Raw genomic sequence first — 24,231 nt, 5'->3', positions numbered from 1 at the left:
CTGAAATTAGAGGCACACATCTTTCGTATTGAAGAACAGGTTTTTAAAAATGATAAAAAAAATAACGCCGAAACGCTATTAGCGCAGGCTGGGCACTACCTTGATACGGTTACGGGAGCTGTGGTTCCACCCATCCACCCCTCGACTACTTTTGCTCGGAACGAGCAGGGATTACTCTACGATAGCGATCGTATTTACGCCCGAGATCAGAGTATCAATACCGAGATGGCTGAAGCGCTCCTCTGTCAACTTGAAGCGGGTACAGCCTGCAAAATTTTTGCCTCGGGCATGGCTGCTGCAACCGCGCTAGTTCAGACGCTTCGTCCCGGGGAGCGCATTGTCGCACCAAGAATAATGTACTGGTCTTTCCGGAGCTGGCTGGAGACCTTCTGCGCAGAATGGGGCATCGAGCTTGCGTTTTACCATCCCGGGGATGAAGAAAACCTGATGGCTGTGCTAACAGCTGCACCCACACACCTGCTCTGGATTGAAACACCCGCCAACCCAACCTGGGAAGTCGTCGATATCTCAAAGGCTGTAGCTCTAGCCCAAAGCGCCGGTGCGCAAGTGGTAGTAGATTCAACAGTTTCTACACCCCTGTTGACCCAGCCGATAGTGCTGGGAGCTGACTTTGTATTCCACTCAGCCACCAAATATATCAATGGTCATAGCGACGTCGTGGCTGGTGCCATAATCACCGCCAGTGAGGATACCCGTTGGGAAAGGCTTTGCAAGATACGTGCGCAACAAGGTGGAATTCTCGGCCCTTTTGAGAGCTGGCTCTTGCTTCGCGGCATGCGGACCATGCATATTCGTGTCGAGCGCTCTTGTGAAAATGCGCTAACGTTTGCCCGCCATTTCGAAGATTTTCCCGGCGTCATACAGGTGATCTATCCGGGCCTACCCTCCCACCCCCATCATGAAACAGCTGTTAAACAAATGAAGGGGGGGTTTGGCGGAATGCTTTCTATACGACTCGAGGGAGGGCGAGAGCGAACCGCTCACGTTATGGGGCAGATGAAATGCTTTGTACGGGCGACGTCACTGGGTGGCGTAGAAAGCCTCGTTGAGCATCGGGCACTGGTAGAAGGAGAGGACAGCCCAGTACCGGATGACCTTCTCCGCTTTTCAATTGGCATTGAGAATATTCAGGACCTGATTGAAGATTTAGAACAAGCCATAAAAGAATAGAGGTAGTTTAGTTCAAGCGTATGGGGTGTAAGCGGCTCTAATGGCAAGGTGTTCTGGAATATATGTGAAGCGACGACAAATGGTCTGAATTTGTTGTCTTTTCGTTCCATTGGGCATTTAGACCGCTATGACTCCTTTTGGCACGAAGCGGTCTAAAACAAACCGCCATTATCCCAGATAACGCCTCCCCACACGGCAGCAGTAATGAGCAACCCAAACATAACAGCCGCAGAGCCTAAGTCTTTAGCACGCCCTGCCAGTTCATTAAACTCAGTACCAGCTCTATCAACTACCGCTTCTATAGCGGAGTTTATCAGTTCCAAAATTAAGACAAGCAAACAAACACTGACCAACAGCGCCCATTGCGTTGCTGTTTGGGCGACCCAGAACGATGCTGGGAACAATACCAAAAAACCATACACTTCATACTGAAAAGCGGGTTCATGCTTAAACGCAGCGCTTATCCCTTTGATTGAGTATTTCGTTGCATAATAGAACCGTGCTAAGCCAGTTACCTTTGCCATTACTTATCCCTTATTTTGTAGGCTTTAGGTCGCCAGATTACGGTTGATTATATCCTAAGATTTTGTAGTCTTTATCGCGCATATTATTCAACAGTAGCTCCCCGTTACTGGCCACCCTGAACTCGCCATAACGCGCTTGTTCGTATGTTTGAGCAGTCCCTTCTTGAAAAAAGAAAGCATTGGTAGCAAATTTAACCTTTCCATCTCGCACGCGGTACTGCATTTTTACTTGGTTATCTGCCAGTGTTTCACCCTGATAAAAACCAGTAAACTGACCCACGCTATTTTCATCTAGGTTAACGATAATAAAACCTTCTTCACTCTCCACCGATTTATCTGCAAACGCTTCTCTTTGCAGAGCAAAGCGTAATCGCATGTAATCCCCTTGCATGAGCGAGCGAGGATCAACTGGCGCAAGCTGCAACAAGACTAGCTTACCCGATGCTAATACTTGCTCTTTCTTAAAAATGGTAAAATTTACAGCGCCTAAAACTAAACAGACCATCATCACGCCAATCCATTTAGTGCTGTTCATACCTGAGCGCTTTAATAGACGCGATAATAAGAAAATACTTTCTTTTTCACTATCAGTTTGACTTGATCCGCTATTTAAAAACGCGCGCATCACTAGTTGCCCCAGTAATAATGCTATACCAGTACCTACCAAGATGAATGACTTAAGCAGTAACGTGGTATTGAGGCTGTAGTAATACCAAGAGACAAACGATATCAACGCGAGTAACCCCAGTACTTTAAGACTGGTTCTCTGGTAAGCAAAACCCACCAGCAAAATAAGCAGAGCGCTACTGGTGCCTAAAGCAATAAGCCCAGAGGCAACAAGTAAAACACCACCAAGAACAACCAAACGCCCTGTTACAGATGATAACGAGAGTTGATATTGCACAAAGATTTTTTGAATCACTAACGCAAATGACACAGCCACTAACGCCGATGTTATCCAGGGAGCGATTGCCCACCAAACATTAGCACCTTGTTTATCATAGAAAGATAACAAGTCATCACTAAAGAGAATGTGCCCATTAAATTGCACCAATGCCAACGCTAGCCCAAAACCTACAGGCTCCCATAGAGGGTAAAAGCGCTTCCAATGATTTTCATTTATCCATACCAGCGTAAATAAAACACAACAACTCGCCGCCCCTAAGCCATAAATACCCAATTGATTGAGGCCCCAGAAAAGCGCAATCATGGCAAACCAACAGCTTAAAACACGGTGTATAAAATGCGGCATAAGCAGGGTTAGTACTAGCTGAAAAGCAGCCAACAGAAAAAATGCCATAGATGATTGATAAGATATCCAATCAAACAGCCCCCACGCCACCAGCATCTGCCCAGTTAAGCTAAACACCAAGCCTAACTGGCCAACAAAAATGCCTTTTGGTTGAGTCCGAAACAAGATGTAAGCGGCCGTACAACAGATAAAACCTGACGCAATAAGCGCTATTTCGTTATCAAATTGGAACAAAAATCCAAACGCCGATCCAACAAAACCCAGCATAAAAAATGCAGCGACCCATCCAGCAAACCCCTGCATTAAAGCAATGTACCAAGGCGTACTGTCATGCAGCGAGTCATCTGTATTAGCGGGCATATCCCCCGAAACTAACTGCTGGCGTTTAAGTGTTTCCCACAAAGCGTTCATTGAAGAGTCCATATTACGCCTCCTCACTTTTCTGGTCTTTTTCTACGTGAGCTGTTTGTTGACGAGCCAGCTTCTTCAACCAAATACCACCTGCAGCAGACAGGCCAATAATAGCCATACTGATTAACAAAAATGCCCCGTCATCCAAGACATCTTCAAACATCCAGCCCAGAGAGAATGTCACCACTAAAATGCCACTTAATACACAGCCCGATAACAACACAAGATCCAGAACTTTATAGCGGTACAAGTAGAAAACAGCGGCCATCCACGTCACATAAACAGGAAAACCCCAAGCGGTATCATGGCTATCAAAAATGGCAATGATCGCTAGCCACGTTACCGTAACGCCTGCAATTAATGCCGAGACTTGTGCTGCTTGTCGGTTATCTAACGCTACGGATAAAGCGATGGTGTTAGCATTTTTATCTGAAACGTTTTGCTGGCTTCCTAAGCATGCCAGCACTTCAAAGAAGGCTAAAAAGGCGGTATTGACCGCAAGGAATATCCACAACCACTCTTCTTCACGAAATAGAAAACCAAACATTCCACGGAAAGTGTTCAGATACAGCATTATTGATAGATTGACTAAACCGATCCAGAGAATCCATAACGTGCTGGATCGACCTATCGCCGCCCATGGTGTTATAAGTGCGGCCCACACGGCAAACAACTGCCATGGATCCGCTCCGGTTTGATAAGTCTGCCCGGTTAGGGCCAGCAATGCCCCTGTTAACAGAGCCATGCCTAATAAAGCCACCGTTGAGGATGTACGATGGCAATCTAGACGAGCATAAATGAATGCAGCAACCAGCATAATGGCTTCAAGCAGAGCAAATTTAGCAAATCGCCCCATGGCATCCCAGTTAAAAGCAAAGAAGAAGATCATGCCAACCGCAATAGCAACGGCACCTGCCCACATCAAAAACTGGCTTATAAAACTAAACCAGTCTTCTTTAGCGGGGCGTGAGTGAGTAGCCGCTAACGCGTCTTCTACGTCTCCTTGAATAAGCCCCTGCTCTGCCCAGGATAAAATTTGCCTGCGGTTATCTGTCACATTTACCTTCCTTTATCATCCCAGGACATACTTAATTATATTGCTTGAACCAGTGCTTTTAGAACCTGTGGTGATTTAATATCTTGACGCTGTTTTATCAATGCACTGCCAAGATCCAATGCAAATTTTTCAGATACGGCACGCGTATTAATATCTTCAATTGAATCTAAATCAGCCACATGAGCTAAACCAATAGTACGGCGAATTATTTCTGTACCCGCATACCCCATGCTCTCATGCCATGTCTGTGCGATAAAAGCATCAACAAAAGCAGCAGCAGAAAAAACAGGATCTTTGCATTTTTTGCTGACCAATGCTTTAAAGCGCATAACAAATGTGCTCCATAAGTTATCAATCTGGGTTAACAAAAATTCACGATAGGCCTGCTTCTCGTCGAGATCACCTTCCAATCCTAATTGGCCTGAAAAATTGATAAGCAGGTTGCCGATGATAGAGCCAATATCGAAACTCATCGGTCCATAGAAGGCAAACTCAGGATCAATCACCTTAGTACCATCTGCTTTGACAAACACAGAGCCTGCATGAAGATCTGCATGCAGCAAAGCTTGTGCGTCATTCATAAAATGGTATTTAAGTTTAGCCGCCTCGACTTTTAGCAGGTCATCCTGCCACAGTGCTTGTGCCGCTTCTTGTAATGGCGGGTTAACACTATTGCGCTCATGATCACAGAACGGATCCCAGAAAAAGAGTTCTTCGGTGATTTTGCACAGGTCAGGGTTAATATAGTCGGCTACGGCGGCTTTCTTCTGATAAGTGTCTAGATAAAAATCAGAGGTATGAAATAAGGATTCAGCTAAAAACTCACCTAAATGGCGCCCTAGTTCAGGCAGCGGTCGGCGTGCAATAAGGGCGTGACGTAAGTTTTCATGATCACCGATATCTTCCATAATGAACGCAGAACGTGCTTGATCAAAATAATAAACCACAGGTACATACTCAGCAGCCCAAGTTCCCTCTTCTTTTAGGCACTGCGCTTCAATACGGATACGATCTAACGATAACGGCCACCCCTCACCAATAATACGTACATACGGTAGCGCTTGTTTAACAATGACGCTTTTCTGGTCGTTAGTAATTCGGTAAACAAAGTTAATATTACCGTCGCCAATCTCTTCAACTCGTAAAGCAGATGTATCGGTGAACAACTCAGTATTGGTCAGTACAAATTCGATTATTTCAGCATCATTGGCAAATTTAGCATGGGTCATAACAGTCAATTCTCACAGGTGCTTTTTCAATATTCGACCAGTTTGCCAGAAAAAAACATCTATAAAGTTAAATATCTGAACGGGTTAATTTATATGCCATCTGTATCTATTTGCGCCAACAGTGACTGTGCTATCGTCTAGCTCTTTTTGGTGGTCACAGGTCTGTTGTTAACTATGTCATTTGAATTAGTCATTTTGTTTCTTGCGGGCTTCTTTGGTGGAGTACTCAACTCTATTGCTGGAGGGGGAAGCTTCATTACATTTCCTGCGCTCATTTTTGTAGGAATTCCTCCTATTACAGCCAACGCCACAAACACTTTTGCTTCATGTGCCGGCTATATGAGTGGCACATATGCATTTAGAAAAGAGATTGCCCAACATAAAGACCAGCTAGTGAGTATTGTTACTATCAGCTTGATTGGCGGTATTTTAGGGGCATGGTTATTACTGCAAACACCCGAAACCGTTTTTGAAGAAGCGATTCCTTGGTTACTGCTTTTTGCCACTGTTCTCTTTATTTTTGGCGGGCAGATTAACGCGGGGCTCAAAAAACTGGCCTCTCGCCATCGCCATGCATCCTCGGTTGGCGGCATATTGCTATCACTATTACTGTTGGGAGTTGCCACATACGGCGGCTTCTTTAACGCTGGCTTAGGCATTATTAGCCTGAGTTACTTAGCATTGGCAGGTTATACCAATATCAACGCCATGAACGGCCTAAAACTTTTAGTGTCATCATCGGTTTCGCTCATAGCCATTGTTCTCTTTATTTATAACGATGTGATTGCTTGGTATGAAGGCACTATCGTATTGTGCGGCACACTAGCCGGCGGCTATGTTGCTGCACATGTTTCACGCAAACTGCCTCAGCAACAAGTAAGAAACTTTGTGATTGTTGCGAGCATAGCGACAACGCTTTACTTCTTTTTTGATGTGTATGCCGGCTAGTTTTCGCTAGCTAGCGCGCTCCGAGGCGAGTACCTCACTCTCTATTTTCAAGAACTTTCTGCCGAAGTTTCCCCTGATGTTGTTAAAACGTCTATCTATGAAACCTTTATTGATCCTAGTGAGCTAGATCAAGCTCTTGTAGGATTCAATGCTTTCCATCCCATAGGCCGGATTGGTAAAGTAGCGGATATTGCTAACACCATTACATTCTTGCTCTCGGATAAAGCAGATTGGTGACAGATGCAATTTGGAATATTAATAGTGGTGTGATGGCTGGACGCAATTAACACCCGCAAACTCATTAAAGAAGCCTACCCGGGAGCCATAAAATGACAGCCACAACAAGTAACTTCGCACCAATAAATATGGACCGTCTGCAACGCTGTGTTATTGAAACAGCCAGCAACGAATGGCTCCCCTCCCCCGCTCAAGGTGTTTGGCGAAAACTGTTAGAACGCGAAAGTGCGGAGCAAGGCCAAGTAACCAGTATTGTGCGCTATGAAGCAGGAACATTCTTTCCAGAACATTCGCACCCTCAAGGTGAAGAAATTTTTGTCCTAAGTGGTGTTTTTGAAGATGAGAATGGCAGCTACCCCGCCGGCACATATTTACGCAACCCACCGGGTTCTAGTCATTCTCCTGGTAGTACAGTGGGTTGTGAGTTGCTCGTCAAACTCAATATGTTTGATATGAACGATCAACAACAGATCGTTCTGGATACAACCAATACTGATTGGCTACCCGGTTTAGTCGATGGTTTAAGTGTCATGCCATTACATGAATTCGCATCAAAGAACAGTGCTGAACACACCGCTCTAGTGCGCTGGCAAACAGGCACACGCTTTAGTACTCACAGACACATGGGCGGCGAAGAAATACTCGTTATTGAAGGCACATTCGAAGACGAGTTTGGACAGTACCCAGCAGGCACGTGGGTACGCTCTCCTGACAACAGCAAACATCAACCTTTTAGCAACGAGGGTTGTTTAATTTTAGTAAAAGTTGGCCACCTAGCACGCTTACTTGACGGCACATCTTTAGATAAATAAACGAGATGACCTAAACGTTGATGTAATGCAATTTACAAGATGAAAGTACATTAATGGGAGAGCACTCCCATTAATGTTTTCAACGCGTCTTGGCGTGCCCTTGTTAAAGGGTGCAAAAAACTCAAACGTAAACAATTACGGTAATGATCACTCGAAGAAAATAGCGAGCCTGGTGTTATCACCACTCCCTTGCTGAGTGCTGCGCCATAGGCTGCTAGTGTATCGACTGCCTCGGGAAGCTGTAACCACATCGCCACCCCTCCTTCCGGCACGCTAAAGCGAATATCTGCAGCCCAATGTTCATCCAGAAAGTTAACGAGTTGATCACGTTGTAAACGCAGCTGCTCTCGCTGGCGTCGAAGGTGCGTATCATAGCCACCGTCCTTTAAAAAACTAGCAAGACCTTGCTGGACAAAACGACTACTCGCTAGCAAAGTCACTAACTTCAAACGCTTTACTTGGTTATGCCAACGGCCTGCATCTATCCACCCCACTCTTAAATCACGGGAAAGACTCTTAGAAAAAGAGCTACAAAGAATAACACGCCCCGTTTTATCTTCTGCTTTCAAAGGGTCTGGACGCCCTAAAAAACCTAACTCACCGTATATATCATCCTCGATCAAGGCCATATCATACTGTTCGGCTAATAAGAGAAGCTTTTTGCGTGTTGCTAACGGTAAATTGGCGCCTGTCGGTGTTGCATATGCCGGTGTTACGACACACGCTCGTATATCCCATTGTTGTAAGGCACGCGCAAGTGAATCAGCATCCAAACCTGTAACTGGCGAAGCAGGTATCTCAACAACCTGTAAGCCCAGTTGCTCAAGCAACTGTAAAACCCCATAAAAACCCGGCGATTCAACAGCAACAATGTCACCACGCTGGCAAGATACCATCAATGCCAAAAACAGTGATTGCTGGCAACCCGCTGTAATACAAAAATCCTCAGCACTACGCTCACACCCATAGCGGCGATAACGTTGCGCTAATTGCTCACGCAAAACATTATCACCAGCGGGTTCATCATAGTAATGGTGCGCATTAGCTGTTTGACTACGCAGAGCACGCCCTACACTTCGGTTTAATGCCATTATTCCTGCGTTACTTGCTTCAGCTATATTTTCATCGAGTGAGGCTTGTTCACTAAAGCTTTGCGCGGGTCTACGTTGCGCTTGTAATCCAGCCAATATATCAAATGCAGCGCCTCTGGACATAACATCCATAACCACATCACTCACGGTTACCGGCGCAGGCGCTACAACAGTATCACTGCCCGTTAGCGGGACAGCTCTAGTTGCAGTGTTCGGTAAAACAAAATAGCCAGATTTAGGGCGAGCCTCAACCAGCCCGCGCGCCTCCAGCCTTTGGTATGCATGAAGCACTGTCGCTTTAGAAAGCTGTTGCTCAGCACACATTTCACGCACTGAGGGCAAACGCTCACCGACAGCCCAACGTTTACCAGCAATACCGTCAAGTAACCATGTTTCCAGTCGCTGATATCGGTATTCTCTACTCATTACTTTTAAACCTTACTGGTATCCGTCGCGTAACCAAACATTAACAAAACAATCTGTACCGCAAAAGTTTTATTTTTTTATGCCTGATCCTATTATCTGCTCTTCTATATGCTTTCAACCTCCTAATTCTCATTAGCTAAGTTGTGAATGATGCAAAAGATTCCAGTCCAAATTATCGATGCTTCTACGCTTGCCGTTGATAGCAAAATCCACGTCCGCTTAACCGAAGGATGGTTTCAGCAAGCCCGCCGTTTGATCAGTTGGCCGCTGCTGTTTGTCTACTTTGCTTTGGTATGGCTGCAAGTTGATGGACAACCTTGGTTGTTATTTGATTTTGGGCAGCGACGCATATTACTTTTTGGCACCTCTCTGTCATGGCATGACTTACCACTACTGGCCGGCATCATGATTGCAGGCACCAGCTTATTGTTTTTTATGGCGGTAGGTTGGGGGCGTGTTTGGTGCGGTTTCGCTTGCCCACAAAGTATCTGGACATGGGTATTTATCCGTATTGAACAATGGACCGAAGGGCGCGCTAATATCCGAGCACGCCAAGAACGCCAACCCTTGCGCGGTACTTTGCTTTTTCGCCGTATCAGTAAGCATTTTTTATGGATTAGTTTTGCTATTTTTACAGCCGTGACCTTTACCGGCTACTTTATTCCCATTCGCGAGCTCGTAGCAGACTTATTCACATGGCAAGCAGGCGCAGGCACCCTTGGCTGGTTGGTCTGCATGGCAGCCCTGACTTATCTTAATGCAGGGCTCGTAAGAGAAAAGATATGTTTACACGCATGTCCATACTCTCGCTTTCAAGGCGTCATGTTTGATGACCAGACGCGTACCGTTAGCTATGATAAAAGTCGAGGAGAGCCTCGTAGTAATAAACGATCTTCTGATGGTAGCAGCGGCGACTGTGTAGATTGCGGCCTTTGTGTGCAAGTGTGTCCAACAGGAATTGATATTAGAGATGGCCTACAAGCCGCCTGTATCGATTGCGGTGCTTGCATTGATGCCTGCGATGCCGTGATGACAAAAATACAACGCCCAAAAGGCTTAATTCTATTTTGCTCCGAAGACCAATTAGCCAAAATGAGCAGCCCACTTTGGCGACCTCGCCTGATCGCTTACCTATTGGTATCACTGACAACCATCGCTGCTGTAGTTTATGGATTTACCGATAAAACAGAGCTGCTAATAGAGATCCGACGAGATCGAGGAGCACTGTTTCATCAGCTTGATGAAGAAACAGTCTGCAACCGTTATTTATTTAAAGTAGAAAGCTTCAACCCTGAACTTCAAGCATTAAACCTATCAGTTTCTGGAATCACAGGCGCGCACCTTGAAGGCATGCAAAGCATAAAAAAGCTAATTTTTCCCAATGGCTACCTTACAGAGTGTGTGCTCAACCCACGTCTACATCAAATAATCAGCTGCAGATACACTTTCAAGAGAACAACTTCGAAATAATTAAAAAGACTACTTTCATAACATCAGCTCGCTGAGTTAATCACAAATGTTACTTCCCTTCTAGCATTAGGCCGAGTTTGCACAGCCCCCCAACGCTCTGAGTAAAGAGCGCTGGGCACGAGCACTTTTAGAAACAACAAAATTCTTAAGTGACTTATTATGCTCAACCACTATACCTATCGCGCTTTGCGAGCCGGTAATGCAGGAAGTAGTAGAAGTAACACTGAGGGAGAATAAGACAAAAATATAAAACCAGGAGTTTATTTGTACGTTGGACTTACTAAATCTCTAAACACATGAGTATTATTAATGTCGAATTGTGCATTTTTCACATTACTTATGTCGATGCTAATGGTGTTCAACGTTTTTATAACTTGATTATCTAACGTATTTTGCGTGACCGAATTCAATACCATGTTAGAAAAATCTGTTGCCATATCAGATATTTGTGTACGAGTGCGACCTAGTTCAGCATTTTCTGGTAATTCAAAATATGAGTAAAAGGACTCTATACCATTTTGATATACCCTTTTATCAAAACTAAAATCGACAACTAATCCACTGGGTAACGTAAAACCACCACGTAAGCTATCAAGTTCTTCATCCTCTACTTTTTCCCAATCAGCACCAATTTCTACTTGATCTAAAGATTCCGCTGCAAAAACATGGCTTTCTAAAAAACCGACCATAAGCACGCTATACATAGACAACACAGGGATAAAAACACTATGAACACTCATTGAAATTCCTCCCTATAAAAACACATCCTCTAAAAATCATAATTACCTGGTTGTAACAGGTTAAATGCACCCAAACTTGTACGGCTTATGACTTTATCTAAAGGAGCTTTAACTCTGACATTCCACTCACGGGAGTCTTGAAAATGCCGAGAAGCGATGCTTTTATCATCCCTTATCAAAAAGAGTATTCGCTGCTCCCACATCTTTATAAAGTCATTTCGCGGTACAACCTTTACACCTATTGATGGATCTCCTACCAACACTTCAGTATTACTAGCCCCTTTAATAATGACAAAATGAAGATATCCATTATTATTTATTATTGTTATAGCAGGGACTTTAAGGTTATCGAGGCTCATTCTAAATCCATCTGACCTATATCCACGCCTCTCTAAAAAAAACTTCATATCAAGTAATGAAAATCCTTGCTTCTGAATTTTCAACTTATTACCTTTTTGGTACATATCTATAAATACACTTTGTTCACTAATTTCATCCTCATAATGAAACGTAAGGAGACTGGCTAGTGCTGCAGATCCGCAACTAAAATCATACTTCTGCTTATAAACCGTCGTAAATTTTCGCTCATTAAAGCTCACGATAGGTATACTGTAGTTACCTCCTACAGAAAACCCACTTAATTCAAGTGCTTGTGATTTAAAAGATAAAAACAACAAGAAAAATAAAAGTGTTAACATTCTCATAAATTTTCCTTATTTCATGGAGAAATAGTTACATTAATAATGGTTGAATCCTGAATGAGAACATTATTTCCCGTATTTTGTATAATCGAAAAAACACCACTTGCTTCGGTAAACGAACCTTTGTCAATAATATTAAAACCGGTAACATTATTATTTGCTGTATTATTTGACAAATTGGCTTCAAGATTTGAATTTACGACCGTAGTAATATCAATCACACCACCACGACCACGTTCTTGATCAAGCTCATCTAATAAAACTGCTTCAGGATTAACTAAAAACTTATTTACCTCCTGTGGTAACGCTCTTACCGACCCAACATAAAAAAAACTAATGGGATAATAAATAAATAAAGCTTTCTGTTAAACGCTTTCATCACATTCTCCCTTTTATTGTTATAAAGGTTGCCGACAATATCTGTCGACAACCTGATTTCATGTGACAAACCAGTTTTCTAAATTAAGGTTGGTTTACACTCACATTTCCCTGGAAAGAAACTTGCTGTTGTGTCAAAGAATTTCCCCCAGTATTCTGGATATTCTGGTTTACACCAGCAGTTCCATTAAATGAGTCTGCGATATTGTTTTCACCACCCCAGTTACCTGACTGTGCAGTGGGATAACCGTAAGAGTTTCCGGTTACTGTACCCATGAGGTCTGAGTTATTTACACTATAAGTAGTTGTTGCTGACCCTCCGTTATTAGCTGCAGAAGTTCCAGTACCACCTGCATTGGAATAGCTATTATCACTGTTGTCACTGTTGTCAGTCGTTGCTGTACTTCCATTATTTGCAGCAGCAGAGCCCATAGCACTGGCATCGGCCATACTGTTATCTGAATTATCAGAGTTATCAGAGCGGTCAGACGTTGCAGTACTTCCATTGTTTGCAGCAGCATCGGTTGCAGCTACTGAGCTGTTATCTGAATTATTGCTGTTATCCGAGTTATCTGTACTCGCTGTACTGCCATTATTCGCAGAAGCTGAGTCATCTTCAGAATCAGCAAAGCTATTATCTCTGTTATCAGTGCTGTTATCCGAATTGTTGCTGTTATCAGAGTTGTTGCTGTTGTCATCTGTATCTGTACTCGCTGTACTGCCATTATTTGCAGAAGCGGAATCATCCTCAGAGTCAGCTACACCATTGCCTCTATTGCTGTTATCGGAGTTGTTGCTATTGTCATCATTGTCAGCAGTGCTGTTATCCGAATTGTTGCTGTTATCAGAGTTGTTGCTGTTGTCATCTGTATCTGTACTCGCTGTACTGCCATTGTTTGCAGAAGCGGAATCATCCTCAGAGTCAGCTTCACCATTGCCTGTGTTGCTGTTATCCGAGTTATTGCTGTTGTCATCATTGTCAGCAGTGCTGTTATCCGAGTTGTTGCTGTTATCAGAGTTATTACTATTGTCATCATTGTCAGCAGTACTATTATCCGAATTGTTGCTATTATCGGAGTTGTTACTGTTGTCATCTGTATCGGTGCTCGCTGTACTGCCATTATTTGCAGAAGCAGAGTCATCTTCAGAGTCAGCAAGACTATTATCGCTGCCATCCGAGTTATCGCTGTTATCCGCATTGTTTGTGTTGTCAGTCCCCACTGCAGTAGAGTTTTCATTTGCTGTACCAGATCCAGCACCACTTGTGTCAGAACTGGCTGTTGCCGTTTGTGTTTGTGCCGAATCCGTCGCTGTATTGGTCGGGTTTGCCCACGCATTAGTGGTTGTTCCCAAAATAAGCGCAATACTAGCTGCTAGCAATTTAGTATTATTCATTTTAATGCTCCATTTAATTATTTTTATCTTCGTAACTTATTAACCCGACCACCTCTATACAGCTAGGGTGATCTCCCAACATCTTCAGAATCCACAAATGAAGCTTAAAATTCCATAAAATCATAATTAAAATTACCTAAAAAAATTAATATCAAAAATTCATTAAAAAAATGACATTAACATTATGATTTATATAAAAAAATCACTTAAATAATTTCACACGGATAGTTTAATTTTATATTAAACAAATAGAATTTAATCTTATCTATAAAAACAATATCAATTACATCTAATACAAACCGACAACAATAATGAAAAAAAACCTATAAAATCAATATTTATAACGTTTAATTATATAATTACTAAAAACTAATATATTAAAAAAACCCACACAGACAATATTGATATATTTTAAGACAACACTATATAATAGAATTGCTACTTCATAGTGGCAGGAAATAAATTACATGGATTCCAATATGGATAACAGTAAGAACTCTATACTATTAATATCAGATGATAAGTTCATTCTTGGGATGTTAAAAGGATACGGGCTTGCAAACAAATTACACATCGATACAAAACCAGCTTTAGAAAAACTTGACTCCAAAGACATAAAAACAAATTACAGGTTAATAATTTTTGATATAAGAGAACTTGATAAAATATTTACAAAAGAGCAACTAAAAGCATTAAAAAAAATAAACGACAATAGAGAAATTTCTATTTGTGCTATTTTCAACAATGCAGATCAAAAGGATATTCAAGAGGGTTCATGGATAGATTTTTATTTAGATAATCCTATCATGGAGAAACTAGACAGCTATTTACGAGAACACTTCAGCTACAACTTTCACCCATTCTCAGATAGAAGAAACAACGAGCGAAGACGTGATGAAAGGCGCTCTGAAGACAAGCAAAGACCGCTGATAACAGCCCCCCCCGTAAGTAATTTAAGTCAGCACACCTCTAGCAAACATGCACACTTCGAAAACTATAGGACTGGACCTTTCACCGTCAACATAAACAGTCAGTCTGTTTACTTTAATGAAAAAAATCTAAAATTAACCCGTAAAGAATTCAAACTATTTTCATTTCTTGCAACCGATACTGACCATACATTTTCCTCTCAGGAAATAATCAACCATCTATGGCCAGAAAATGGCCGCGCAAATAAGTCTGATCTTTATCAATACATGCATCTACTACGAAAGAAAGTTGAAATAGATCCATATAAGCCACACTGGATACTAACGCTCAAAGGTATTGGATATAAATTAAATACCCAACCACTTTATGAGACTAGTCAAGAAGAGTTCGATTCACAGGGCGTTAACATCAATCATATACTTCAATAAAAAAAGCCATGCTTGATAATGGCATGGCTGTAGATCGTAAATCATATGTATTATTAATTTATAGAATTGATATCGGCACCCTCAAGCTCAGCCTTACATCCTGTGCATCTTCAGTTGTTCCTATACCTAGAGATAAATTTATGTTCTTTTCTTGTGAGAGCTTTAAAGAATAGCCAATAGACAACTGCCCAATATCCAATACACTTCCTTTAACTTTCATCCCATCTATCTTTGACTCAAAAACATGTTTGTGAGAATAGCCAAGACTAAATGAAGAGCGCTCATTTAAGGAGAAACCTAATCCGAAGCTCATTCCCAACGTATCTCCAGGGTTTACCGTTCCTATATTTTCATCTGTTTCAGCATTATAGCTATAACTTAAATTCCCAAAAAACACTCCCGGATCTGTTGGATAGAGCGCGGTAATACTCGGCTGAATACTGATATATCCAGAACCGGTTGGTAATTCTGTTGGAAACACGGCACCGGGAGTAGACTGCACAAAATCTACATCAAATGGACTGGTTCCTGTCGGTACCGTTACCATTAAGTTCCCAATAAAAATTGGCCAACCATCATTACCATTATTTAATTGATAGCGCGCTGCAAACTCCAAGTCGCCTATTCCATCACCGCTAGCATTAAATATTTCATCCTGACCAACACCTATACTAACAGGCCGTGACCGTTGACTATCTGATCTATAAACATAGGGCAATTTGAACTCAAGCTCCAACCGGTCAGTCATACCATAGCGCGCAGTTACACTCGCAATTGTGCTATGGCGCTTAACCTCTCGTAAATCAATGAGTCCAACTGCTAATGCAGGTAAAAATGTAAATGCATCTAGAAACACTCTATTGTTCGAGTTATATGAATACTCAATAGAAGGCTCTAGAATCAATTTCCCTTTTTTAGTTAACACCCCGCCCACCGTGTTACTCAACCTAGGGATTTCTGGCGGAGCAGTATCTTTCTCTCTTTTAGGAGGGCGCTGCCCAACAGGTGAAGATGGTAAGTTTCTTTGTTGTGAGGCGACCTGACGCTGACGCTTAGCAGGAGGCTTTAAAGCCGCTTTGTTAGATATGATATCGAGCCTAGATTTCAACTTATCTATCTCTTTTCCTTGTCGTGCTATAATTTTTCTTTGCTTTTCAAACTCTCTTTGTTGGTCAGCTACTAATTGCTGATATTGCTTTAAAATAGCTTCGTTAGAAACACTAACTTCCGAAAATGCATCTCCTGGATACAGTACCATTGTATAAAGAATTGCACCGTATGGAAAAAACTGACGAGATACTTTTTTTATATGATTCTTATTAGATTTAATATCCTTCACAGTCGCCCCTTCCTTATATTCATAAAGCTTCGACAAACGATATTGAGCTACCTTCTCCCCGTTACTAACTCAATGTAATTAAAATAATTTAAGTACTTCATCATTCATATCTTACAACAGCAACCTCATAATAAAATCAGACATATAGATAGGAAAGCACTCAAAATAACCTTAAATTTTTTAATAAATTTTAAGGTTATTTTGAGTATATAACCATTCATCTACCACGAATAATAAGGTAATACAAACTTTAAAGAGATATATTCACTTCCTGACATAGAGATCCGCCAGCATTCTTCTAAAACTTAATAAATCTCCCTCCTTTCAATGCATCAAAGACAATCTGTTGATATTTATAACCATTCGTTCTAACCCAATCCACAAGCCAAAACTGATCAAAAAACATACAATAATTATCTATCCTTTCGTGACGCACGACCAAATTTCTTGTAAATTTTTTACAAAAATCACCTTTTATTATCCTTAAGTGCATAGCCCAACCGTATAACAGCCATTACTCTTCCGGTATAATTCTGCTCGAAAAACATAGAAGAAAGGCTTGGACCAGTGAGGTAAACAGACCAAAAGTCAGCTTACTTCAAGCCTGTTGCGATCCAGCTAAACTATTCGGGGATGAGAAATGACTACAACGAAACAAACGATTTATTACACCCTTACCGACGAAGCTCCATCACTGGCAACCTGTTCTTTATTACCTATTGTAAGAACATTCACAGCCGCTGCTGATATCGATGTTAAAATCAGTGACATTTCATTAGCAGGCCGTATCCTTTCTGCTTTCCCCGAAAAACTAACTGACGAGCAGCAAGTAGCTGATGGCTTAGCTTTTCTCGGTAAGCTTACTCAAGACCCTTCTGCCAATATCATTAAGCTCCCTAATATCAGTGCTTCTATTCCTCAGCTAAAAGCATGTATCGCTGAGCTTCAGACTCAGGGCTATGATATTCCTGACTACCCTGAAGTAGCGCATGGCGAAGAAGAACAAGTCACTCAAGCACGTTTTGGTAAACTTCTTGGTAGTGCGGTAAACCCAGTACTACGTGAAGGTAACTCTGACCGTCGTGCGCCAGCTGCTGTTAAAGCATTTGTTCGTAAATTCCCACACAGAATGGGGAAATGGAGCAAAGCATCACGCACACACGCTGATTATATGCGCGGTGGCGACTTCTTCTCTAGCGAACAATCTACAACCGTTGACAAAGAAACCGATGTCCGCATTGAGTTTGTTGCTAAAGATGGCAAGGTAACCGTTAAAAAAGAATTTCAGCTTGAGCAGGGCGAAATTATTGATGGCATGTTCATGAGCTGCAAAGCGCTTCGTGAATTCTTTGAAGACAGCCTAAATGATGCAAAAGAAACCGGTGTTATGTGGTCTTTACATGTTAAAGCTACCATGATGAAAGTTTCACACCCTATCGTATTTGGCCATGCTGTTACTGTTTTCTACAAAGACCTTTTTGAAAAGCACGCTGAGTTGTTTGCTAAGCTTGAAGTTAACCCAAACAACGGTTTAGGCAGTGTTTACGACAAAATTGCTAGCCTACCACGCTCTAAGCGTGAAGAGATCGAAGAAGATATTCAGGCTTGTTACTCTACCCGCCCTGAAATGGCGATGGTTGATTCAGTAAAAGGCATCTCCAACCTACACGTACCGAGTGACGTAATCGTTGATGCTTCTATGCCTGCAATGATTCGTAGCTCTGGTCAGATGTGGGGACCAGATGGTAAGCAAAAAGATACTAAAGCAGTTATGCCAGAAAGCACATACTCACGTATCTACCAAGAAATGATTAACTTCTGCAAAACTAACGGTGCATTTGATCCAACAACAATGGGGACTGTGCCTAACGTTGGCTTAATGGCGAAGAAAGCAGAAGAATACGGTTCTCACGATAAAACGTTCGAGCTAGCTGAAGACGGCATCATGCGTGTTGTTGATACAGCAGGTAACGTGCTGACTCAACATGAAGTAGAAAAAGGTGATATCTGGCGTGCATGCCAAACTAAAGATGAGCCTGTTCGTGACTGGGTAAAACTAGCGGTAACACGTGCTCGTCAGTCTGATACTCCTGCTATTTTCTGGTTAGACCCTGAACGTGCTCATGATATGGAGCTGGCTAAAAAAGTACGCGTTTACCTACAAGATCACGACACAACTGGCTTAGATATCCGCATTGCGTCTTACGACGAAGCAATTCGCATTTCTATGGAACGCCAGATTCGTGGCCAAGACACTATCTCAGTAACAGGTAACGTTCTACGTGACTACCTGACTGACTTGTTCCCAATTATGGAACTGGGTACTTCAGCTAAAATGCTATCTATCGTGCCAATGCTTAAAGGCGGTGGTATGTATGAAACAGGTGCGGGTGGTTCCGCGCCTAAGCATGTACAACAGGTAGAAGAAGAAAACCACTTGCGTTGGGATTCACTAGGTGAGTTCATGGCACTCGCAGTATCTCTAGAAGATATGGGTATCAAAAACGACAACCCTCGTGCGACAACCCTATCTAAGACGCTTGACCAAGCAACTGGAAAGCTTCTAGAAAACAACAAGTCTCCTTCACGCAAAACAGGTGAATTAGATAACCGCGGTAGCCATTTCTATCTAGGTATGTACTGGGCTCAAGCCGTAGCAGCACAAACTGACGATAAAGAACTGGCCACTTTATTTGCACCACTAGCTAAAACGCTAACTGAAAATGAAGCAACTATCGTGTCTGAACTTAGCGCTGTACAAGGCCGCTCTGCAGAGTTGGATGGTTACTACCACGCTAAACGCGACACTGTTAAACGTGTAATGCGCCCAAGCGCTACGCTAAATAGTGCACTCGCTTCTGTTCACCAGTAAGCTGATATTCGTTATTTCTCTTTGAAATAACAACAGACAAGCCCACAAGAGCAACTCTTGTGGGCTTTTTTATTGCTTCATAAAAACCCATCAATTAATTTATACTTAAGTCTCTATTTCGGACTCAACAGCGAATTATGTACTCGCCGCTAGGCACTAGAATATTTACTACACCCGTAATTCGCAGAACATCCCCCTGATTTTGCATTGAGATTTTAGCCATCATGAGCCTAACAACCGAGCAACAAGCACTACTTAATACACTCCTTCTTGTTTCCCAATTACAAGAGCAGCATGAGCTTCAGTGGCTAAACCCTGCACTTAAAGACTTTAAAGATGCTCAAAATACGCTGATATTAAATATAAAAGATATCCAATGTGCTGCTGAGCGCTTACAAAGATTTGCAGCGTATATTGCCGACGTGTTTCCTGAAACAACAGAAAGTCACGGGTTAATTGAATCGCCTTTACAAGCGATCCCCAGCGCCCAGCAAGCACTATCCAACATCTCAGCAATGCCTCTACCGGGAAAGCTCTGGATGAAGTGCGATAGCCACCTGCCAGTATCTGGTTCTATAAAAGCACGCGGTGGTATTTATGAAGTACTCAAACATGCTGAAACACTCGCGATTACCGCTGGACTCTTAAATAAGAATTCAGACTACCGCGTGTTAAATACGCCAGAGTTACGAGATTTTTTTGCCCAGCACAGCATCATTGTTGGATCGACTGGTAACCTTGGGCTAAGCATTGGCATTATGAGTGCAAAGCTAGGCTTTCAAGTAAGCGTGCATATGTCAGCGGATGCCCGCCAATGGAAAAAAGACTTGTTACGCAGCAAAGGAGTCACCGTTGTAGAACACGCGGATGATTACAGCAAAGCCGTTGAAGAAGGACGCGAACAATCGATACGAACACCACGCGCGCACTTTATTGATGACGAGAACTCGCAGGATCTATTTCTAGGCTATAGCGTAGCGGCTTTACGTTTACAAAAACAACTAGATGAACATAAAATTACTGTCGATGAAAATCACCCTCTATTTGTTTACCTTCCATGCGGGGTTGGCGGTGGCCCTGGTGGCGTCGCGTTTGGGTTAAAGCAAGTTTTTGGTAATAATGTTCACTGCTTCTTTGCCGAACCTACACAGTCTCCTTGCATGCTGCTAGGCATGTACACAGGCTTACATGATGAGATTTGTGTGCAAGATATTGGGCTTATGAATAAAACCTGCGCTGACGGTCTCGCGGTTGGCCGCCCTTCTGCTTTTGTTGGCAAGTTTATTGAACCGCTGTTAAGCGGAATCTACACCATCAATGATGACAATATGTACCGTCTGCTTAAATTGCTAAAAGATACCGAACAGCTATCCCTAGAACCCTCTGCACTTGCAAGCTTGCCAGGCATAGTTAACCTACTGTCAAATGGCAGAGCTTATTTAGAGCAGCACAACCTAAATAGCAAAATGGAAAGCGCTACGCATATTAGCTGGGCTACCGGTGGCAGCATGGTGCCAAAAGAGGAACAAGACAGATATTACCAAACAGCTCAAAAACTTGCATAATCCTCTTATTATTTAGGTACCCGTCCATTTAATACGATCTTTTCGTCTATACTTAAACTCTGAAACCTACAGAGTAAGTCATTGTGATTGTTGATTTTTTTAACAATATGGCGAAAAGAATCGTACTTTTCTCCGAGACAGCTCCTATCTCAAATGAAGGTAAAACACGCCTGCAACATTATGTGATTTTCCTAATGCTAGGCGTGCCTACGATGACCCTATTTAGCCTTTATAGTTTTTATAAAGGCAACACCACATTAGCACTCGTAATCCTCCCGCCAGCCATAGCCCTACTAGCAGGCATCTTTGTGATACGCTCCCTCAAAGATGGAACCTGGGTTTACCGAATAAACGCCATTGCTTATATGTCTCTACTCATTTACATGATAATGATTGGTGGAGATGGAGGATCAAAAGCCTTGTGGTCTTACACATGGCCATTAATTAGCTGCTTTTTACTCGGCTATATAGAGGGCAGTTTGTGGTCGATACTACTACTTTCAATCACACTGATAGCCTATAACTCTCCTATATCCCAGCTCATCGAGCGGTATGATTACCCCCCTGACTTCCAACTCAGATTCTTAATTACCTATAGTATTTGCGCAGCACTTGCTAGCTGGTTCGAGTATTCCAGAGCCTATTACCGTCAAGAAAGTAATCAAAAAAACCTCAGCTTAGACCTTGAGCATAGAAAGCTGAAAAAGGAGATCGCAACACGCAAAGCACTTCAAGAGCAGCTTGTTATTACCGCCAAAACAGATAGCTTAACCGGCATACTTAACCGAGGTGCCTTCTGGGAGAGAGCTGAACAAGAGTGGGATAAACATCAACACCTTGCCGACACTATTAGCTTTGCCATTTTAGATATAGACCACTTTAAAAAAATCAACGATACCTACGGCCATCCCGCTGGTGATGAGGTAATACGCCAAGTAGTGAACAACACTCTTAGCTGCATCCGTACAGTAGACATTATTGGCCGCATCGGAGGTGAAGAATTTGCTATTATCATGCTGAGAACAGCATCAGAAGATGCCACTAAAATAGCAAACCGAATATGCTCAGCCGTCAGCCAACAGGAGACTCGCTACCAGCAAGACTCCATAAAATGCACAGTAAGTTGCGGACTCTACTCAACAGATAATGAGCAGCATTCACTGGACAGCATTTATCAGAAAGCTGACCAACTGCTTTATCTTGCAAAAAAAACTGGACGCAACCAAGTAGTTACAGAGAAAGAAAGCGACTTAATTACATAACTAAAGAAGGCATAACTTAGTCATTACGTCAAAGAGAACTCTTTTTCCAACCACGGAAATAATTCTCTTTCCTCAAAACGTACATGTGCTTTTAATAAGTCAGCAAATTGATGTAATTGGCTCACTTCACCTGAGTTCATATAAGCACGCATTGCCTGATGATCTTCCATCATTCTTTTTAAAAGACTGTTATCTGCTTTCACGCCCAACTCATGCATAAAGTAGTGCTCTTCTTCATCAAAATGCGACAACAGAGCATCACTTAATATAAGCCTAAACTCATTCCACTCTTTAAGCTGGTTTTGCTCAGGCAGGTCAGCCAGCGCGTGCAACCGTTTACTAAACACCAACGCTTGATGGTGCTCTCGACTTAATGGCTGAAGAACCAAAGAACGTTTCATAGAATGCCTTAGATCAATAAAATGTATTTGAAATATACCTTGAAATAGACTTTTAATCTAACACTAAAATACAGCCACCACACACACCGACTTAAAGCCTATCCGACACAAGGCCCTAACACCCACTAAACGAAAGGCAAGTACACTTACAGTGTTAAGTGTAAATACAATCTCGAAAATCAGAAAACCTCTTGCACTAATAGGGACTTATGGTAGAATTCGCGCCTCATAACGGTCAGGTGTCCGAGTGGCCGAAGGAGCACGCCTGGAAAGTGTGTATACCGCAAGGTATCGAGGGTTCGAATCCCTCCCTGACCGCCATTAACGAGTTGTTAAATCAACAACTTACATGCCACTCATTTTTCTAAAAATGCTTTAAATCTAATAGCAGCCCATCACAGTATTTATTTACTCCCCCTTAAATTTTCATATTTTTATTTAATTTTCTTTGCTATTCAATTTATTACAACTTAGCTACAAACAGCACTGAAAAATACTGACTCTCGATCTATCCTCACGTAGCCGACTTACGAATACCCCGACTAATCTCCCTATTTAGCGCAGCACCTAAGCGATTAAAGTAATGCTGAAACGCTAGATTAATTCGCTCACGCTGCCCTCCCAGCGGATACAGACCTTGTTGTGCTTCGGCTGTAGCTTTTGTTCCTGATACTAAAAAGTTATTAGTAATAACCGCATCTTGAATAAAAGCTTCAAATGCACGGGCACATAGCTCTTCAGGCTGACTGTAGTAGACTTGACTCATAGCCCTATCGATGCGTGCTGATACTTGGAACAACTGACTGGGGGACTCGCCATCTTCATCCAACATTATACTTCTGAAACAAGCATATAGGTCATCATTCAATGGATGAACTACGGGCGTTGCTTCTGATAACCACGCTTTAGAAGCAAACATCCCTGAAGAAGCATCGTCAAAAGCAGTACTGCCTAGATAGTGGTCAAACGCATGAAACCACTCATGTGCAATACTGCCCGGGCCTGCATTTTTAGCTAATGAAAAACAGCGCATTGATGGCTGATAATGAGCGGCAACACCTGGACGCCCGCCTATGCCATATTGCAACGACAATGAACCGCGCAACGAAATCAAAGGCTCAGGGCATTGCAATATACTCATGAGATCAACTAACGCATCATAAAATAATCCCGCAGCGCGCACTTGCTCCGATTGAGTTACCCAGCGCCCAATGCGAATAGATGCAAAATCAAAGCGTCTCCTGACTTCAACAAAGCTCACTTGCTGCCCTTGCCGAACATCTGGACCATGTCGATAAAATTCACGGGGTAATGTCATATTTAATTAAACGCCATACTGTTCATTATTAGCTCTCAAAACCACAGCCTCTAGCATACATTTAATCACTCCTAGCGAAGCATTTATTCCGCGTAACTGATACCTAGCTGCCAGTAGTATATGAAACACCATACTTATGCGACAACATCTAAACAGCTGGCCTGCCACCAAGGCCATTAATTAATAAAACAGGGAACCCTTATTGGCAACACCACTCAAACTCATAACGCCAACTGCAGACAGCACGATGAAAT

20 protein-coding genes, 1 tRNA gene and 1 pseudogene are annotated in these 24,231 nt (G+C 42.5%); 10 read left to right on the top strand and 12 right to left on the bottom strand.

Annotated features, from left to right (window positions below):
* Window positions 1-1,191: a PLP-dependent aspartate aminotransferase family protein gene (locus tag NEJAP_RS06050; protein WP_329610951.1), complete on the top strand. Its 1,191-nt coding sequence runs from the start codon at window positions 1-3 to the stop codon at window positions 1,189-1,191.
* A 152-nt stretch (window positions 1,192-1,343) separates the two neighbouring features.
* Here the strand turns inward: NEJAP_RS06050 and NEJAP_RS06045 are convergent, their stop codons facing one another.
* The 4 genes from NEJAP_RS06045 to mtnK are packed head-to-tail and all read right to left on the bottom strand — an operon-like array spanning window position 1,344 to window position 5,664.
* Complete coding sequence (locus NEJAP_RS06045) at window positions 1,344-1,715, bottom strand: diacylglycerol kinase (protein ID WP_201349768.1); 372 nt, start codon at window positions 1,713-1,715, stop codon at window positions 1,344-1,346.
* A 37-nt stretch (window positions 1,716-1,752) separates the two neighbouring features.
* Window positions 1,753-3,390 (bottom strand): GDYXXLXY domain-containing protein, encoded by a 1,638-nt coding sequence (locus tag NEJAP_RS06040; protein WP_201349767.1) that lies wholly within the window; start codon window positions 3,388-3,390, stop codon window positions 1,753-1,755.
* Between the two features lies 1 nt (window position 3,391).
* Window positions 3,392-4,435, bottom strand: a complete 1,044-nt coding sequence (locus NEJAP_RS06035; protein WP_201349766.1) for a DUF2157 domain-containing protein — start codon at window positions 4,433-4,435, stop codon at window positions 3,392-3,394.
* A gap of 35 nt (window positions 4,436-4,470) precedes the next feature.
* Window positions 4,471-5,664, bottom strand: a complete 1,194-nt coding sequence (gene mtnK, locus NEJAP_RS06030) for an S-methyl-5-thioribose kinase (protein ID WP_201349765.1) — start codon at window positions 5,662-5,664, stop codon at window positions 4,471-4,473.
* 174 nt (window positions 5,665-5,838) lie between these two features.
* Between mtnK and NEJAP_RS06025 the strand changes: the two genes are divergently transcribed.
* The 3 genes and pseudogenes from NEJAP_RS06025 to NEJAP_RS06020 all read left to right on the top strand — a co-directional run bounded on the left by NEJAP_RS06025 (window position 5,839) and on the right by NEJAP_RS06020 (window position 7,661).
* Window positions 5,839-6,612, top strand: coding sequence for a sulfite exporter TauE/SafE family protein (locus tag NEJAP_RS06025; protein WP_201349764.1), 774 nt, complete (start codon window positions 5,839-5,841; stop codon window positions 6,610-6,612).
* Window positions 6,613-6,678: 66 nt separating this feature from the next.
* Window positions 6,679-6,899: pseudogene (locus NEJAP_RS19530) on the top strand (SDR family oxidoreductase); the annotation flags it as partial.
* A 42-nt stretch (window positions 6,900-6,941) separates the two neighbouring features.
* Window positions 6,942-7,661: a cupin domain-containing protein gene (locus NEJAP_RS06020; RefSeq protein ID WP_201349763.1), complete on the top strand. Its 720-nt coding sequence runs from the start codon at window positions 6,942-6,944 to the stop codon at window positions 7,659-7,661.
* A gap of 50 nt (window positions 7,662-7,711) precedes the next feature.
* Here NEJAP_RS06020 and NEJAP_RS06015 read toward each other — a convergent pair whose 3' ends face one another.
* Window positions 7,712-9,178 carry a PLP-dependent aminotransferase family protein gene (locus NEJAP_RS06015; RefSeq protein WP_201349762.1) on the bottom strand — a complete coding sequence of 489 codons (1,467 nt, stop codon included), beginning with the start codon at window positions 9,176-9,178 and terminating at the stop codon, window positions 7,712-7,714.
* Between the two features lie 150 nt (window positions 9,179-9,328).
* Between NEJAP_RS06015 and ccoG the strand changes: the two genes are divergently transcribed.
* Window positions 9,329-10,648, top strand: a complete 1,320-nt coding sequence (gene ccoG, locus NEJAP_RS06010) for a cytochrome c oxidase accessory protein CcoG (RefSeq protein WP_201350483.1) — start codon at window positions 9,329-9,331, stop codon at window positions 10,646-10,648.
* A gap of 260 nt (window positions 10,649-10,908) precedes the next feature.
* Here ccoG and NEJAP_RS06005 read toward each other — a convergent pair whose 3' ends face one another.
* The 4 genes from NEJAP_RS06005 to NEJAP_RS05990 form a co-directional block, all read right to left on the bottom strand.
* Window positions 10,909-11,388 carry a hypothetical protein gene (locus NEJAP_RS06005; protein WP_201349761.1) on the bottom strand — a complete coding sequence of 160 codons (480 nt, stop codon included), beginning with the start codon at window positions 11,386-11,388 and terminating at the stop codon, window positions 10,909-10,911.
* A 29-nt stretch (window positions 11,389-11,417) separates the two neighbouring features.
* On the bottom strand, window positions 11,418-12,092 hold the full coding sequence (locus tag NEJAP_RS06000; protein WP_201349760.1) for a C39 family peptidase: 675 nt from the start codon (window positions 12,090-12,092) through the stop codon (window positions 11,418-11,420).
* Window positions 12,093-12,106: 14 nt separating this feature from the next.
* Window positions 12,107-12,310 carry a hypothetical protein gene (locus tag NEJAP_RS05995; protein WP_201349759.1) on the bottom strand — a complete coding sequence of 68 codons (204 nt, stop codon included), beginning with the start codon at window positions 12,308-12,310 and terminating at the stop codon, window positions 12,107-12,109.
* Window positions 12,311-12,551: 241 nt separating this feature from the next.
* Window positions 12,552-13,862, bottom strand: coding sequence for a hypothetical protein (locus NEJAP_RS05990; protein WP_201349758.1), 1,311 nt, complete (start codon window positions 13,860-13,862; stop codon window positions 12,552-12,554).
* 479 nt (window positions 13,863-14,341) lie between these two features.
* Between NEJAP_RS05990 and NEJAP_RS05985 the strand changes: the two genes are divergently transcribed.
* The gene (locus tag NEJAP_RS05985; RefSeq protein ID WP_201349757.1) at window positions 14,342-15,220 is read left to right on the top strand and encodes a winged helix-turn-helix domain-containing protein; all 879 of its coding nucleotides are present in this window, start codon (window positions 14,342-14,344) and stop codon (window positions 15,218-15,220) included.
* A gap of 58 nt (window positions 15,221-15,278) precedes the next feature.
* Here the strand turns inward: NEJAP_RS05985 and NEJAP_RS05980 are convergent, their stop codons facing one another.
* Window positions 15,279-16,559 carry a transporter gene (locus tag NEJAP_RS05980; RefSeq protein ID WP_201349756.1) on the bottom strand — a complete coding sequence of 427 codons (1,281 nt, stop codon included), beginning with the start codon at window positions 16,557-16,559 and terminating at the stop codon, window positions 15,279-15,281.
* A gap of 640 nt (window positions 16,560-17,199) precedes the next feature.
* Between NEJAP_RS05980 and NEJAP_RS05975 the strand changes: the two genes are divergently transcribed.
* The 3 genes from NEJAP_RS05975 (at window position 17,200) to NEJAP_RS05965 (ending at window position 22,258) form a co-directional block, all read left to right on the top strand.
* Window positions 17,200-19,431 (top strand): NADP-dependent isocitrate dehydrogenase, encoded by a 2,232-nt coding sequence (locus NEJAP_RS05975; protein WP_201349755.1) that lies wholly within the window; start codon window positions 17,200-17,202, stop codon window positions 19,429-19,431.
* A 224-nt stretch (window positions 19,432-19,655) separates the two neighbouring features.
* Window positions 19,656-20,996 (top strand): D-serine ammonia-lyase, encoded by a 1,341-nt coding sequence (locus NEJAP_RS05970; RefSeq protein ID WP_201349754.1) that lies wholly within the window; start codon window positions 19,656-19,658, stop codon window positions 20,994-20,996.
* A 212-nt stretch (window positions 20,997-21,208) separates the two neighbouring features.
* Window positions 21,209-22,258, top strand: coding sequence for a GGDEF domain-containing protein (locus NEJAP_RS05965; protein WP_201349753.1), 1,050 nt, complete (start codon window positions 21,209-21,211; stop codon window positions 22,256-22,258).
* A 23-nt stretch (window positions 22,259-22,281) separates the two neighbouring features.
* Here the strand turns inward: NEJAP_RS05965 and NEJAP_RS05960 are convergent, their stop codons facing one another.
* Window positions 22,282-22,659: a hemerythrin domain-containing protein gene (locus NEJAP_RS05960; RefSeq protein ID WP_201349752.1), complete on the bottom strand. Its 378-nt coding sequence runs from the start codon at window positions 22,657-22,659 to the stop codon at window positions 22,282-22,284.
* A gap of 233 nt (window positions 22,660-22,892) precedes the next feature.
* Between NEJAP_RS05960 and NEJAP_RS05955 the strand changes: the two genes are divergently transcribed.
* Window positions 22,893-22,980: transfer RNA gene (locus NEJAP_RS05955), tRNA-Ser, on the top strand.
* Window positions 22,981-23,173: 193 nt separating this feature from the next.
* On the opposite strand, the gene NEJAP_RS05950 is transcribed toward NEJAP_RS05955, so the two are convergent.
* Entirely contained in the window at window positions 23,174-23,977 is an 804-nt protein-coding gene (locus tag NEJAP_RS05950) for a CLCA_X family protein (RefSeq protein WP_201349751.1), read from the bottom strand.
* Window positions 23,978-24,231: the final 254 nt, after the last annotated feature.

Origin of the sequence: Neptunomonas japonica JAMM 1380, assembly GCF_016592555.1 — a bacterium.
Taxonomy (GTDB): domain Bacteria; phylum Pseudomonadota; class Gammaproteobacteria; order Pseudomonadales; family Balneatricaceae; genus Neptunomonas; species Neptunomonas japonica_A.
Note: the sequence above shows the minus strand (reverse complement) of the source record. Positions and strands in the feature narration are given on the sequence as shown.

Coding starts and splice junctions, on each gene's coding strand:
- NEJAP_RS06045 (WP_201349768.1), bottom strand. CDS start 1,715: ATGGCAAAGGTAACTGGCTTAGCACGGTTCTATTATGCAACGAAATAC.
- NEJAP_RS06040 (WP_201349767.1), bottom strand. CDS start 3,390: ATGGACTCTTCAATGAACGCTTTGTGGGAAACACTTAAACGCCAGCAG.
- mtnK (WP_201349765.1), bottom strand. CDS start 5,664: ATGACCCATGCTAAATTTGCCAATGATGCTGAAATAATCGAATTTGTA.
- NEJAP_RS06025 (WP_201349764.1), top strand. CDS start 5,839: ATGTCATTTGAATTAGTCATTTTGTTTCTTGCGGGCTTCTTTGGTGGA.
- NEJAP_RS06020 (WP_201349763.1), top strand. CDS start 6,942: ATGACAGCCACAACAAGTAACTTCGCACCAATAAATATGGACCGTCTG.
- NEJAP_RS06015 (WP_201349762.1), bottom strand. CDS start 9,178: ATGAGTAGAGAATACCGATATCAGCGACTGGAAACATGGTTACTTGAC.
- ccoG (WP_201350483.1), top strand. CDS start 9,329: ATGCAAAAGATTCCAGTCCAAATTATCGATGCTTCTACGCTTGCCGTT.
- NEJAP_RS06005 (WP_201349761.1), bottom strand. CDS start 11,388: ATGAGTGTTCATAGTGTTTTTATCCCTGTGTTGTCTATGTATAGCGTG.
- NEJAP_RS06000 (WP_201349760.1), bottom strand. CDS start 12,092: ATGAGAATGTTAACACTTTTATTTTTCTTGTTGTTTTTATCTTTTAAA.
- NEJAP_RS05990 (WP_201349758.1), bottom strand. CDS start 13,862: ATGAATAATACTAAATTGCTAGCAGCTAGTATTGCGCTTATTTTGGGA.
- NEJAP_RS05985 (WP_201349757.1), top strand. CDS start 14,342: ATGGATAACAGTAAGAACTCTATACTATTAATATCAGATGATAAGTTC.
- NEJAP_RS05975 (WP_201349755.1), top strand. CDS start 17,200: ATGACTACAACGAAACAAACGATTTATTACACCCTTACCGACGAAGCT.
- NEJAP_RS05970 (WP_201349754.1), top strand. CDS start 19,656: ATGAGCCTAACAACCGAGCAACAAGCACTACTTAATACACTCCTTCTT.
- NEJAP_RS05965 (WP_201349753.1), top strand. CDS start 21,209: ATGACCCTATTTAGCCTTTATAGTTTTTATAAAGGCAACACCACATTA.
- NEJAP_RS05960 (WP_201349752.1), bottom strand. CDS start 22,659: ATGAAACGTTCTTTGGTTCTTCAGCCATTAAGTCGAGAGCACCATCAA.
- NEJAP_RS05950 (WP_201349751.1), bottom strand. CDS start 23,977: ATGACATTACCCCGTGAATTTTATCGACATGGTCCAGATGTTCGGCAA.